This window comes from Pimelobacter simplex (assembly GCF_024662235.1).
In the GTDB taxonomy this organism is placed as follows: Bacteria; Actinomycetota; Actinomycetes; order Propionibacteriales; family Nocardioidaceae; genus Nocardioides.
Genome location: NZ_CP096276.1, coordinates 165,646 through 178,327, shown reverse-complemented (window position 1 = coordinate 178,327; position 12,682 = coordinate 165,646). Strand labels below are relative to the sequence as shown.

The window sequence follows — 12,682 nt, the reverse complement described above, 5'->3', positions numbered from 1 at the left end:
GAGAGCCTCATCCCTCCAGCAGGCCGTCGCGAAGGACGTGACGCCGATCCATCGACGCGGCGACATCATGATCGTGGGTGATCACCACGACTGCGGTCCCGCCTGCGGCGAGACCGCGGAGGATCTCGATCACGGTCGCGCCGTTGGCCGTGTCGAGATTGCCCGTCGGCTCGTCGGCCAGGACCACCGCAGGCTCGCCCACCACCGCACGCGCGATGGCCACCCGCTGCCGCTCGCCGCCGGACAGCATGTGCGGGCGATGATCGAGTCGGTGGCCGAGTCCCAAGCGCTCGAGCACCTCGCCCGCGCGATGCCGGCGCTCGCGATGACGAACGCCGGCATAGAGCAATCCCTCAGCGACGTTGTCGAGCACGCTCATCAGGCTCGACAGGTGGAACTGCTGAAAGACGAATCCGATCGACCGCGCACGGAGCTCGGAGAGAGCGCGATCGCTCAGTCCCGCCACGTCATCGCCCCTGACTCGAACGGCGCCCGAGGTAGGGCGGTCCAGGGTGCCCATGAGCTGGAGCAGCGTCGTCTTTCCTGAGCCGGACGGACCGACCACCGCTGTGAAATCGCCGGCTTCCACCGCGAGGCTCACCCCACGGAGTGCACGGACCCCACCGGGGTAGGCCTTGGCGACGTCGAGGCACTCCACCGCTGGGACGCTCACCGCGGGACCCGGATCCGCGTGCCGGCTTCGAGGTCGCCCGTCACCTCGACCTCGCCATCGGCATACAGCCCTGGGGTCACGGCGACGAATCCGCCCCCGTCGGCGAGCTGGACCCCGTACCCGCCCTCGGCGAGAGCGACCAGTGCCGTGACAGGAACGGCGAGCACGTCGTGACGCTCCTCGACGACGTACGACACGGTGACCGCGCCGGCGCGGGGGGCTCGCGCCGGGTTCTTCAGCTCCAGTCGGACGTCGACGTCTCCCCCCTCGTCAGGGGCACGTCCCACCGACCGGACGGTCGCCGTGACCGCGCGCTGGTCGGGCAGCGTCACCTTCACCCGGGTTCCGAGCTCGGCCCACTCCACCGACCCCGCAGGCGCCCGAACGGTGACGACCTTGTCCGTGGCCGTCCGCTGCACGGCCGCCGCAGGAGTGTCCGAGCCCAACGCCGATCGATCGGTGACCAGCCGGATCGGACCGGGGAGGAAGAGCACATCCCCCAGGACGACGCGACCCGTGACAGGAGCTCCCACGTCGGCCTGCCACGCCTTCACGGCCGCCGCCGTCGCGGCGGTGAACTCGTCGTCGGGGTCGAACCCGCTGTACCCGAGAGCAGCGAGGTTGGCCTCGAGCTGCGCCACGTCCGGCCCCGTGAGAGGGACGGGGGCGGGACCAGGATCAGGCATCGCGCCGGAGGCCCGATCCTTGTTGCCCGGTGCGGGCACGTCGGCCGCAGCGGTGTCCTCCAGCGTGCGGTAGGCCGGGGTCGCGCCGTACATCAGGTTCACCGGCTTGTCGTCGACCCGCATCACCGCCCCGCCCCGCCGAACGACCACCCCGCTGCGGGGCAGCCAGGTCACCGTGCCCACGGCTCGGATCGGGATGCCCTCCGCCGGGCCGTATCCGATCTTTCCGGCAAGCGAGGCCCCGATGGTGAGGTCCTGGCGCCGCACCTGCACCACCTCGTCGTCGCTGGGACCAGGATCCGCCGATGTGCCGTCACGCCCACCCTGCGCCAGCAACCACGCTCCGACAGCCCCAGCGACCACCAGGAGCAGGACCAGCACTCCGACGACGCCCCGGCGACGTCCCTTGACCGGGTCAGCCACCCGGTCTCACCGGATCCAGACATCGTTGAGAGCGACCAGGGCGAGGGAGTCGACGGGGACGAGCGTCACGTCTTCGACGACCACGCTCACCAGCCACCCGTCGTCGGTGATCAGGGTCGCCGCTCCGCCGCTCGTGGGTGACCGGCCGTAGGTGCCGCCTTGGAGGTAGACCCTGCCGGTGCCTGTCTCGAGCAGGCCCGCGCCGGCGGCTGACCACAACGCAGGGTCGGCAGCGCGCTCGCTCGTGGGATCGAGTCTCTGGACGAGGACCTCGGCACCGATCTCGCTGGAACCTCCGCGACAGCGCGCCCAGCCGGACCGAGATTCCCGGACCCACGGCTCGATGCTCGAGGCGGGGTAGTCGAGACGATCACGCGTGTCGAGCCAACCCTGTGGGTCGGTCCCGGTGGCAACCGGCTCGAGCGCACCGAGGCCCGTCGATCCGCTGAGGGCGTCGCACAAGGTCACGCCCATCTGGTCCGCCGGTACGCCGAAGCCAGCGACTGCCGACCCCGCCGGCGCCGGAGCCGTGGAAGCCGAGGGAGCCGGTCCGGCTCGGCCCCAGGTCCCGAGGCCGACCGTCGACAGGGTGATCACACTCCCGACCACCGCCGCGGATGCCGCGATAGCCACGATCTGCCGTGCGCTGCGACGCCGTGACCGGAGGACTCCTTGTCCGATGCTCGCGTCGACCAGCGTCGCGGGCGGGTCCGGGATCGTCCCGCTCGCCCGCGAGAAGAGATCGACGATGGCCCGCTCGTCACCGTCACCCTCAGTCACGAGGTCCCCCCTCGCCGGTAGCGCCCTCGGCGCGCGCCTGCTCCGGGTCGCCACCGGCGCGCTCGTGACGATCAACGACGCCACGAAGCCTCACCAGCGCGCGACTCGCGCGAACCCTGACGTTGCCGGGCGTCAGCCGCACGACGGCGGCGACCTCGTCGACCGAGCGGTCGTCGAGGTAACGCAGCACCACGATGGCTCGGTCGACCTCACCGAGCAGGGCAAGACCACGCTGCAGGTCCAGCCGCGCCGCGATGTCGCTGTCGTCGTAGCTCACCTCCGGCACCGTGTCGACGGGGTACTCGGTCGAGCTGCGCCGACGGCGGGAGGAGAGGAAGACACGGGTCAGGACCGTGTGGGCATAGGCCGCAGGGTTGTCGATCGCTGTCCGCCCCCACGCGACGAACAGCCGGGTCAGGGTCTCTTGCACCAGGTCCTCAGCGAGGTACGGGTCGCCGACGAGGAACAACGCAGATCGGTGGAGCGCAGGGAGACGCTCAGCCGCGAACGATCTGAAGCCGTCACGATCCTGCACCCTGGCGTCCATTCACCTCTCCCTCACTACTTGCTCGTCGTACCTGTCCGTCACCTTGAATGATGCGTCAAGCGCCGTGGTTGTTACACAGACTCGTCATCCCACGCCAGGGCCGGTCTCCGCAGGGTCGCCGATGATCGAGGCACACGCTCCCGTGGCCCGCTGTGCACCAGCCGACAGCTGGTCCCAGGCAGCGTCGCCCGGAAGTCCGTTCGGGAGCGGGTCGGGGAAGTCAGGAGCCCCGTTGTCCTGCATGCAGGTGGCATAGTCGGCGTAGACCCGCCGCTGCGAGGGCGTCAAGGCAGCGGCGTCGTCGCTGTCGATGAGCTCCTTGACCTCGCTCGGCATCGGAACGGCGAGCTTCTCGCAGGCGACTTGAGCATCGTGGACGGACGACTGGTCCGGCACGGTCTCGTTGGTGACCGTGATCTGGCCGAACTGGTTGGGGTCGGCGAGATCGGGCAGTCCGTTGTCGCGCAAGCAGTCGGCGTACTTCTGCATCGCGGTGACGTAGGCCTGGAGCACGTCCTGCTGGGACCGACCAGTCGTCGTCGCCCCCGGGCTGTCCGCCGCATCAGGCCGGGCTGTCGCGACGGGCTCCTCCTGGGGGGAGCCGCACGAGACGAAGAGCACCGGTACGACCAGCACCGCCGCGAACACGCGGGCGCGAGCACGCACTGGGTTCGACATGCCTCTCATGGGTGCCTCCGAATCGACGGGGAGCCGTGCTGGAAATGTGCGTCACCTATAGCGACGCCTGGGCATCCGGACTCGTTACACCGGTCGGGTGGTCCCGCAGCGACGGAACCACCCGACCGGGTTGGGCGATCCGGTCAGCGAGGGTCAGCAGGGGTTGATGGTCCACACATTGAGGTTGTCGACCCGAACCCAACCGACCTTGCCGGTCGTGATGTCGCGCAGGTGGTTCCAGTTGTAGGAACCGTTGTAGTTGTTGCAGTGCAGGAGCGTGTCGTGACTGGTCTGCCCCTGGCCGACCGACGTGCATCCGACGCCGTCGCCGGTCCTGATGTTGATGCCGTTGGCCGCGAAGTTGTTGTTGACCCGCGTGTTGACGGCGTTGTACCAGTTGTTGTTCGGGCACGTCCCCGCGGCTGACGCCGAGTCGAGCGAGGCGCCGGCAACCACCAGCGCACTGGCGGCGAACCCGACCGAAGCAAGCGCTGCAGCAATCTTCTTCATGTGACTCTCCTCTAGGCCGGAGGCGAGTCCCGTGCTCGCCTCTCAACCCTAGATGTCACAGAATGTCCAGAATTCCCCAGTCCTAGTAATTCCCGGGCGATCTCTACCTGACCATCGGGTCGAGATCTGCTCGAGCAATGCCCTCCCCGTCCCCCAGCCGGACGAGCGCCGTGCTGTCGGGGGCATAGACCGCCGAGCCGCCGATGAACGTGTGCGGCCCGCACCGCCCGGTCAGTCCGGCGACGACGACGTGGAGGCCGTGGTCGAGCGCGCGGGCGGCGTAGGTGACGTCGAGGCGGCGGGCGCCGCCGGGGAAGTACGCGACCGAGGCGAGGTAGACGCTCGCGCCGGCCGCGGCAGCGATGGCGGCGTGCTCGGGGACGCTGCCGTCCCTGCAGATCGACAGGCCGAGGACGACACCATCGACGGTCAAGGTGGCGGGGCGGTCGCCGGGGACGAACCAGTCGGGCTCGGCGCCGTCCAGGTGCTGCTTGTCGTACGGCGCCGAGGTGGTGCCGTCCGGCTCGACCACCACCGCGCTGAGCGTACGACGACCCGCGCCGCGCGCAAGGGCCGCCGACGCGACGACGGTGGTCCCGGTCGCGGCGGCCGCCGCCCGCAGCGGGTCGAGGGCCGGGCCCTGGAGGGTGGTCACGGTGGGGAGGTCGCCGGCGAAGGCCGCGGCGTCGTACCCGGTGAGGAAGGCCTCGGGGAGGACGGCGACGCGGGCCTCGGCCTGGCGGACCAGGCGGGCGGCGGTGGCGACGTTGTGGGCGAGGTCGCCGGAGCGGGCCTCGGCCTGGAGCGCGGCGACGATCACCTGGTCGGCGCGGTCAGTGGGCGACGACCTCGACGCGCTGGAACTCCTTGAGCTCGGTGTAGCCGGTGGTGGCCATCGAGCGCTTGAGCGCGCCGACCAGGTTCATGGTGCCGTCGGCGACGCGGGAGGGCCCGAAGAGGATCTCCTCGATGGTGCCGACCTGGTCGAACTGCACGCGCTGGCCGCGCGGGAGGTCCGCGTGGTGCGCCTCGGCGCCCCAGTGGAAGCCGCGGCCGGGGGCGTCGGTGGCGCGCGCGAACGGCGAGCCGACCATCACCGCGTCGGCACCGCAGGCGATGGCCTTGGCCAGGTCGCCGGAGGTGCCGATGGAGCCGTCGGCGATGACGTGGACGTAGCGGCCGCCCGACTCGTCGAGGTAGTCGCGGCGGGCGGCGGCGACGTCAGCCACCGCGCTGGCCATCGGGACCGCGACGCCGAGGACGGTGCGGGTGGTGTGGGCCGCGCCGCCGCCGAAGCCGACCAGGACGCCGGCCGCGCCGGTGCGCATGAGGTGCAGGGCGGCCTGGTGGGTCGCGCAGCCGCCGACGATGACCGGGACGTCGAGCTCGTAGATGAACTCCTTGAGGTTGAGCGGCTCGGCCTGGCTCGAGACGTGCTCGGCGGAGACGGTCGTCCCGCGGATGACGAAGAGGTCGACGCCGGCGTCGGTGACGGCCTTGGCGAACTCCTTGGTCCGCTGCGGCGAGAGCGAGGCCGCGACGGTCACGCCCGCGTCGCGCATCTCGCGCAGCCGCTCGGCGATGAGCTCGGCCTTGATCGGCTCGGTGTAGATCTCCTGGAGCCGGCGGGTCGCCTCGACGCCCTGGAGCCCGGCGACCTCCTCGAGCAGCGGCTCGGGGTCGGCGAAGCGGGTCCAGAGGCCCTCGAGGTTGAGCACGCCGAGGCCGCCGTAGCGACCGAACTCGACGGCCGTCTTGGGCGACATCACCGAGTCCATCGGGGCGGCCAGGATCGGCAGCGAGAAGCGGTAGGCGTCGATCTGCCAGTCGACGCTGACCTCCTCGGGATCGCGCGTGCGCCGGGAGGGCACGATCGCGATGTCGTCGAAGGAGTACGCGCGGCGGGCCCGCTTGGCGCGGCCGATCTCGATGTCGCTCACCGGAGAAGGTTACCGAGCCGCGCGGCCGGGGCAGGAAGGCAGGCGTGTCGTTGCGCCTGCTGCCCGCCCTCGCCGTCCTCGCGGCGGTCTCCCCCGCCCTCGTCGCGTGCACCGGCGACGAGCCCGCCGAGCGCACCACCGAGCGCCGTACGACGGGCACGCTCGACACCGACTGCGCCCGGGCGCCGGGCGAGGTGACGCACTCCCCCGTCGCCGACGTCGTCGGCGTCGACGGGGTGCTCTACGGCGTCACCCCGCAGGGCGTCGACCGGATGCAGGGCTCCGAGCGCTCCCTGGCCTACGCCAGCGACGACCTCGGCCTCGACCTGCTGACCGCGGTCGATGGCGACCTCGTCCTCGCCAGCGACGAGCGGATCGCCCGGATCACCGTCGGCGGTGATGTCGTCTGGGAGCGGCCGGCCGCCGGGGACGGCTCCGCACCGGTCCTGCTCGCCCCGGAGCCCGTGGTGGTCGTCGGCGGCGAGCGCATCGACCTGGGCACCGGCGAGAGCGCCGCCGCGGGTGACGCGGTCCCCGACGCCGAGCACGAGCTGTCCCGCGATGGCGAGGACTACTTCCTGGCCGATCACAGCGACGCCGCCCGCGCCTACCTCAGCGACGGTGGGCACGTCCTCGTCACCGACGCCGGGCAGGGCACGCTCGGCGAGCTCGACGGCGCCGTCGTGGTCTGCGGGGACCGGGTCTACGGGCTCTCCACCGACGGCGCGACGCTCACGACGTACGAGGCCGGCGAGGGCCTCGCGGTGGTCTCCACGGTCACGCTGCCCGCGGACGCGCGGGCACTGTCACCGGACTGGTCGACGCTCAGCACCACGGGCGGCGCGGTGCTCGTCGACGTCCAGGGCGAGACCTGGGTGGTCAGCGACTGAGGTCGAGGTACATCACGTGCAACCCGGCGAAGGACCCGTCGGGGCGGCGGAAGGCGCCGGGCACGGTGCCGATCACCTCGAAGCCGAGGCTGCGCCACAGCGCCACCGCGACCGTGTTGGTGGCTACGACCGCGTTGAACTGGATCCCCGCGAAGCCCTCGGCGCGGTGCCAGGCGAGGACGTGCTCGCCGAGCGCCCGGCCGATGCCGTGGCCGCGGGCGGCGGTGCCGACCATGAACGACGCGGTGCCGATGTGGCTGCCCTGGGCGGGCCGGTTGGGGCCCATCTTGGCGGTGCCGACGACGACGCCGTCGACCTCGGCGACCGCGACCGCGCCGGGCTGGTCCAGCCAGAACGAGCGCGCGGCGGCGTCGTCGAGCGGGGGCATCGCGTAGGTCTCACCGGCGGTGAGGACCTCGTCGATGATGGCCGCGACGGCCGGCCAGTCGTCGGCGACGAAGGGCCGGATCGTCACGCTCACGAGTGGTGGTAGTTCGGCGCCTCGACGGTCATCTCGATGTCGTGCGGGTGGCTCTCCTTGAGCGAGGCCGAGGTGATCCGGATGAACTGGCCCTTCTCGCGCAGCTCGGCGATCGACTGGGCCCCGACGTAGAACATCGACTGGGACAGGCCGCCCAGGAGCTGGTGCGCCACGCCGGCCAGCGGGCCCTTGTAGGCGACGCGCCCCTCGATGCCCTCGGGGACGATCTTGTCGTCGCTGGTGACCTCGGCCTGGAAGTAGCGGTCCTTGGAGTAGGACTTCTTGCCGCGCGAGGACATCGCGCCGAGCGAGCCCATGCCGCGGTAGGACTTGTACTGCTTGCCCTGGTGGAAGACGACCTCGCCGGGCGACTCCTCGCAACCGGCGAGCATCGAGCCGATCATGACCGACTCGGCGCCGGCGACGATGGCCTTGGCGATGTCGCCGGACTGCTGGAGACCACCGTCGGCGATGACCGGTACGCCGGCCGGGCCGGCCGCGAGGGCCGCCTCGTAGACCGCGGTGACCTGGGGGACGCCGCAGCCGGTGACGACGCGGGTGGTGCAGATGGAGCCGGGGCCGAAGCCGACCTTGACCGCGTCGGCGCCGGCGTCGACGAAGGCCTGGGCGCCGGCCCGGGTGGCGACATTGCCGCCGATGACCTGGACGTGCTTGGTGGCCGGGTCGGACTTGAGCCGGCGGACCATGTCGAGCAGGAGGGTGACGTGGCCGTGGGCGGTGTCGGCGACGAGGACGTCGACACCGGCCTCGATCAGGCCGGTGGCCCGCTCCCAGGCGTCACCGAAGTAGCCGATCGCCGCGCCGACCATGAGCCGGCCGTCGCCGTCCTTGGAGGCGAGGGGGAACTGCTCGGACTTCACGAAGTCCTTGACCGTGATGAGGCCGCCCAGGCGGCCCTCGGCGTCGACGAGCGGCAGCCGCTCGCGCTTGTGCCGGCGCAGCAGGGCGGTCGCGTCGTCGCGGCTGATGCCGACGTCGCCGGTGAACAGCGGCATCGGGGTCATCACCTCGTCGACCTTGGTGGTGGCCCACTCCGCGACGGGGGTGAACCGCAGGTCGCGGTTGGTGCAGATGCCGAGCAGCCGGTTGTCGGCGTCGACGACGGGGAGACCGGAGACGCGGTACTCGCCGCAGATCCGGTCGAGCTCCTCGAGCGTCGCGTCGGGGCCGATGGTCACCGGGTTGGAGATGATCCCGGTCTGGGTCCGCTTGACGAGGTCGACCTGGTAGGCCTGCTCCTCGGCGGAGAGGTTGCGGTGCAGGATGCCGATGCCGCCCTGGCGGGCCATCGCGATCGCCATCCGCGACTCGGTCACGGTGTCCATCGCGGCACTGATCAGGGGCGCCTTGATCGAGATCTCGCGGGTCAACCGCGAGGTGGTGTCGATGTCGTCCGGCGCCAGGTCGGAATGACCCGGGAGCAGGAGGACGTCGTCATAGGTGAGACCAAGGGCTGCGAACTTGTCCGGAACCTCCACCCGCCCCATTCTACGGGCGACGGGCCAGGACGAAGCATCCGCGTCGACGGCTGCCTCGCCCTGGCCCCGCACACCCCCTAGCGGCGTACGACGAGGCGCACGTAGCCGCTCGCCGACGGCAGCTGCACGGCACTGCCGAGCAGCTCGACCCGCAGGTGGTGGACACCGCGCTTCAGCCGCGGCAGGCGCACCACGACCTTGCCCGAGGCGTCCTTGCGCAGCGTCGCCACGGCGATCACCTTGCCGCGCTCGCGGACGACGACCTGGCCGGTCGCGGGCACCCCGTTCGCACCGGGGATCCGGGCGGTGACCCGGACGACGGCGCGCGCGGACGGGCGGACCTGCCTCTTGGCCAGGCCGGCGGTGACGACGGGCCGGACCCGGGTCACCGTGAGGGTCGTGGCCGCGCTGGAGGCGAGCACGCCGTCGGCGCCGTCGTACCGGGCGGCGACCTGCAGGCTGCCCGGACGCAGGTTCGCGGGCAGGCTCACCCGCGCGGTGCCGGCGGCCAGCGTGGCGCCGACCTGGCGGCCACCCACGGTGAGCGTGACCCGGCCGGCGACCGGGGCGCCGTCCGCGTCGGCCACCCGGACCGTGGCCACCGGGGCCCGGCCGTAGGCGACCTTGGCACTGGCCAGCGCGACCGTCGTGGTGGTGGCGACGTCGACCGGCTCGGTGATCTCGGCACCGAGCTCCCCGTCCAGGGTGATCGGGTCGAGCTCGGCCCCGGCGGCGTAGAAGCCGGCGAAGGCAGCGGCACCGGACGCGGTCAGCGTCGCCGGCAGCGCCCGGGCGGTGACCCGGTCCTTGCCCGTGGCCCAGTCCCGTGCGTCGAACGCGGCGAGCTCGACGGCCGGGTAGCTCACGACCTGGTGGGTCGTCTCGTCCTTGGACTCCACGTCGGCGACGAGGACACCGTGGTCACCGTCGACGCGCAGCACCGGGTCGCTGATCCGCAGCGCGAGGCACGGCGAGTGCTCCACGGCGCAGGTCGGCGGGCCGTCGTGACCGGTGAAGCGCACGGTGCCGCCCATCCGGACCTCGGCGGTGCCCGCGGCGGGGTCGCTCCAGCCGCCCGTGACCGGGAAGGCGAAGGTGCCGTCGGGGTTCTGCGTGACGCCACCGTCGAGGGTGACCGTGCCGTGCGCGATCGGTCCGGCGAGGTAGTCGCGGAACGACTTCTTGACGCCCCAGGTCAGGGTGCCGCCGTCGATCGCGCGCTTGACCGTCGAGGGCTCGGCGACGTCGAGCGTCGCGACCCGCGTGTACGTCGTGCCGAGCGCGTTGGTGAGCTTGGCCCGGACCTTGAGCCCCGCCTGGTCCGCGGTGGTGTCGCGGAGGGTGAGGAAGCCGCCGTCGATGACGACGCTCTCGTCGTCGGCACCGATCGACTGCCACAGGCCGCCGATCCGGCGCTGCCAGGTGATCGTCGGGTACGGGTTGCCCGCGGGCATCACCTTGAACTGCGCGTCGTCACCGGGCACGGTCGCGATGTCGTCCGGCTGGGCCGCGACCCGCGGGAAGAACTCCACCTTCAGCGTCGCCGTGAGCGAGGTCGCCGTGGCGTGCTCGTTGGTCGCGAGCACCCGGAACTGGCGGCCGTTGTCGTCGCTGGTCGCGGGCCAGGTCAGGCTCGACCCGGTCGCGCCGGGGACGTCGGCGAACTTGCCGGTGCTGCTGAGGCGGGTCTGCCAGCGCAGGCTGTCGGCGTCGGTGTACTCGGTGCTCAGGGTGACGTCCTTGCGCACGACGCCCTCGTCGAGCTGCACGGTCGTGTCGGCCGGCGAGCTGGTCGCGGTCGGCGCGACGCCGGTCGGCTTGAACCGCAGCACCCGGCGGTCGTCGTCGGTGGTGCTGGCGACGAAGACGGTCTGGTCGGTGCCGATGTCGCCGCCGAGGTTGTTGAAGAACGAGCCGGAGCCGAGGTTGGGCACGTTGATGTCGGCCCAGCCGTCGCCCTTCCACACCCGCACCCGGCGACCCGAGAAGTCGAGCATGATCGCGGTGTTGGTGACGTGCTCCTTGCGGTCGGCGAGGAACGAGCCCACGCTCGCGCGCAGCCACGGCCCGGACGCCCGGTAGGCGCCGTCGATGGCGGCGATGCGGATCTTGCTGCCCGAGTACGCCGACAGCCACACCCCGGTGGTGTCGCGGAACGCCATCGTCGGCTGGTCGAACTGGCCGGGCTGCTTCGAGGTGTCGTCGGCCACGCCGGGGATCGCCGTCGCCAGGAGCGTCTTGTCGGAGGCGATCAGGCGGACGTAGCGGGCACCCCTGCTCGCGCTCGCGGCCGTGGTGACCACCGCGGTGGCGCTGAGCCCGGCGACGGACTCGCGGTCGCCGAAGGCCAGGCCGGTGTAGGGCGTCACCGTGTAGCCGGTGGGCTCGGCGGCGCTGTGGGCGAGGACGGCGAGGCCGCTGGAACCGAGCACGAGGATGCGGTCGCGCGGTGCGTCGTAGCTGATCTCGAAGACCGTGCCGACGGCCGTGGCGACGGTGACGGGCGTATAGCCGTCCTGCGCGTCGTACCGGTAGCCGACGAGGCCGGCACCCTGCGCCATGAGCACCACGCCGTTGCCGGGGTCGAGCACCATGCCCGGGTAGGCCTGGTTCGCGGCCGGCACCGGAGCGGTGGGCAGCGGCGCGAGGGTCGTGTAGTCGTAGGCCTGCAGCACCGCGGTGCTGGCACCGGCGGGCACGTGCTGGACGTGGAGGACGCCGCGGGCGGTGTCGGCGACCACGTTGGAGACGCTCGCGACCCCCTCGATGGCGCCGTCGGGCTCGTACATCGGGGCACCGGAGGCGACGATGTTCTCGGCCGTGTAGACCGGGACGCCGCCGGGGCCGGCGTAGTCGATGTCGATCGTGTCCATCGAGCTGCCGGCCTGGTAGAAGCCGGCGAAGGCGGGCGCGGTCTCCTCGGTGAGCACCGACGGCAGGTCGGTCCACACGGTGCGGCCGCCGGAGATCTGCGGAGCCTTGCCCTCGAACGGGATGTCGACGACCGGGACGTGGCCGAAGTCGACCAGCTCACCGGTCAGGGCCCGCGAGGTCACGTCGGCGAGGATCGCCGGCCGCTCACCCTCGAGGACCAGCTCGAGGTTGCGGAACGTCATGTCGAGCGCACCCTCGTGGGCCTCGAAGTGCACGCTGCCGACGAGGTCGAGCTGGAGGCGCTTGCTGTCCGGGTCGTAGCTGCCGCCGGAGACGTCGAACTCGAACTCGCCGGCGCTGTTGGTGCGCAGCCCGTCACCGACGGTGATCCCGCCGGTGCCGATGTAGTGGCGGAACGAGGCGCGCACGCCCCACACGACGGTGCCCTGCTCGATCGCCACGGGTGCCGCAGCGGGCGCCGCGGCGGTGGCGCGGCCCGGAGCGGCGACGAACGCCGGCAGCAGCAGCGCGAGCGCGAGGAGCAGGAGGAGGGGTGGGCGCGCCAGGGCGCGCCACCGGGACGACGACGAGGTCACCGGAGGTCCTTTCGACAACAGGGGGGGACCCGAGAACGCCTAGACTTAGGCGAGCCTTACCTTAGTCATTGTGGTGACACTTTGTCGAGAAGTCCGTCCGCCGGA

General features: G+C 71.8%; 12 protein-coding genes. 1 reads left to right on the top strand and 11 read right to left on the bottom strand.

The features are described from left to right. Positions 1–7: 7 nt before the first annotated feature. From M0M48_RS00900 to M0M48_RS00865, 8 genes are all read right to left on the bottom strand, one after another. The gene (locus M0M48_RS00900; protein WP_257754031.1) at positions 8–601 is read right to left on the bottom strand and encodes an ABC transporter ATP-binding protein; all 594 of its coding nucleotides are present in this window, start codon (positions 599–601) and stop codon (positions 8–10) included. 68 nt (positions 602–669) lie between these two features. Further along, complete coding sequence (locus tag M0M48_RS00895) at positions 670–1,626, bottom strand: peptidoglycan-binding protein (protein WP_257754030.1); 957 nt, start codon at positions 1,624–1,626, stop codon at positions 670–672. 162 nt (positions 1,627–1,788) lie between these two features. Further along, positions 1,789–2,616 (bottom strand): hypothetical protein, encoded by an 828-nt coding sequence (locus tag M0M48_RS00890; RefSeq protein ID WP_257754029.1) that lies wholly within the window; start codon positions 2,614–2,616, stop codon positions 1,789–1,791. Beyond that, positions 2,555–3,109, bottom strand: a complete 555-nt coding sequence (locus M0M48_RS00885; RefSeq protein WP_257754028.1) for a sigma-70 family RNA polymerase sigma factor — start codon at positions 3,107–3,109, stop codon at positions 2,555–2,557. Before M0M48_RS00885 ends, M0M48_RS00890 begins: the two co-directional genes overlap by 62 nt. A gap of 84 nt (positions 3,110–3,193) precedes the next feature. Next, the gene (locus M0M48_RS00880; protein WP_257754027.1) at positions 3,194–3,787 is read right to left on the bottom strand and encodes a hypothetical protein; all 594 of its coding nucleotides are present in this window, start codon (positions 3,785–3,787) and stop codon (positions 3,194–3,196) included. A gap of 153 nt (positions 3,788–3,940) precedes the next feature. Then, a complete protein-coding gene (locus M0M48_RS00875) occupies positions 3,941–4,297 on the bottom strand; it encodes a hypothetical protein (RefSeq protein WP_257754026.1) in 357 nt (118 codons plus the stop codon). Positions 4,298–4,400: 103 nt separating this feature from the next. Beyond that, positions 4,401–5,117 (bottom strand): carbon-nitrogen hydrolase family protein, encoded by a 717-nt coding sequence (locus M0M48_RS00870; RefSeq protein ID WP_257754025.1) that lies wholly within the window; start codon positions 5,115–5,117, stop codon positions 4,401–4,403. 13 nt (positions 5,118–5,130) lie between these two features. Further along, a complete protein-coding gene (locus tag M0M48_RS00865) occupies positions 5,131–6,237 on the bottom strand; it encodes a GuaB3 family IMP dehydrogenase-related protein (protein WP_215813091.1) in 1,107 nt (368 codons plus the stop codon). A gap of 44 nt (positions 6,238–6,281) precedes the next feature. On the opposite strand from M0M48_RS00865, the gene M0M48_RS00860 reads away from it, so the two are divergent. After that, on the top strand, positions 6,282–7,127 hold the full coding sequence (locus tag M0M48_RS00860; RefSeq protein WP_257754024.1) for a hypothetical protein: 846 nt from the start codon (positions 6,282–6,284) through the stop codon (positions 7,125–7,127). On the opposite strand, the gene M0M48_RS00855 is transcribed toward M0M48_RS00860, so the two are convergent. The 3 genes from M0M48_RS00855 to M0M48_RS00845 all read right to left on the bottom strand — a co-directional run bounded on the left by M0M48_RS00855 (position 7,117) and on the right by M0M48_RS00845 (position 12,577). Then, complete coding sequence (locus M0M48_RS00855) at positions 7,117–7,602, bottom strand: GNAT family N-acetyltransferase (RefSeq protein ID WP_257754023.1); 486 nt, start codon at positions 7,600–7,602, stop codon at positions 7,117–7,119. The two genes, M0M48_RS00860 and M0M48_RS00855, sit on opposite strands and share 11 nt — an antisense overlap. Positions 7,603–7,604: 2 nt before the next feature. After that, entirely contained in the window at positions 7,605–9,107 is a 1,503-nt protein-coding gene (gene guaB / locus M0M48_RS00850; protein ID WP_374196962.1) for an IMP dehydrogenase, read from the bottom strand. Between the two features lie 77 nt (positions 9,108–9,184). Beyond that, on the bottom strand, positions 9,185–12,577 hold the full coding sequence (locus M0M48_RS00845; protein WP_257754022.1) for an HtaA domain-containing protein: 3,393 nt from the start codon (positions 12,575–12,577) through the stop codon (positions 9,185–9,187). Positions 12,578–12,682: the final 105 nt, after the last annotated feature.

Excerpts from the sequence above, each read along its gene's own strand:
- M0M48_RS00885 (WP_257754028.1), bottom strand. The coding sequence starts at position 3,109 with ATGGACGCCAGGGTGCAGGATCGTGACGGCTTCAGATCGTTCGCGGCT.
- M0M48_RS00880 (WP_257754027.1), bottom strand. The coding sequence starts at position 3,787 with ATGTCGAACCCAGTGCGTGCTCGCGCCCGCGTGTTCGCGGCGGTGCTG.
- M0M48_RS00875 (WP_257754026.1), bottom strand. The coding sequence starts at position 4,297 with ATGAAGAAGATTGCTGCAGCGCTTGCTTCGGTCGGGTTCGCCGCCAGT.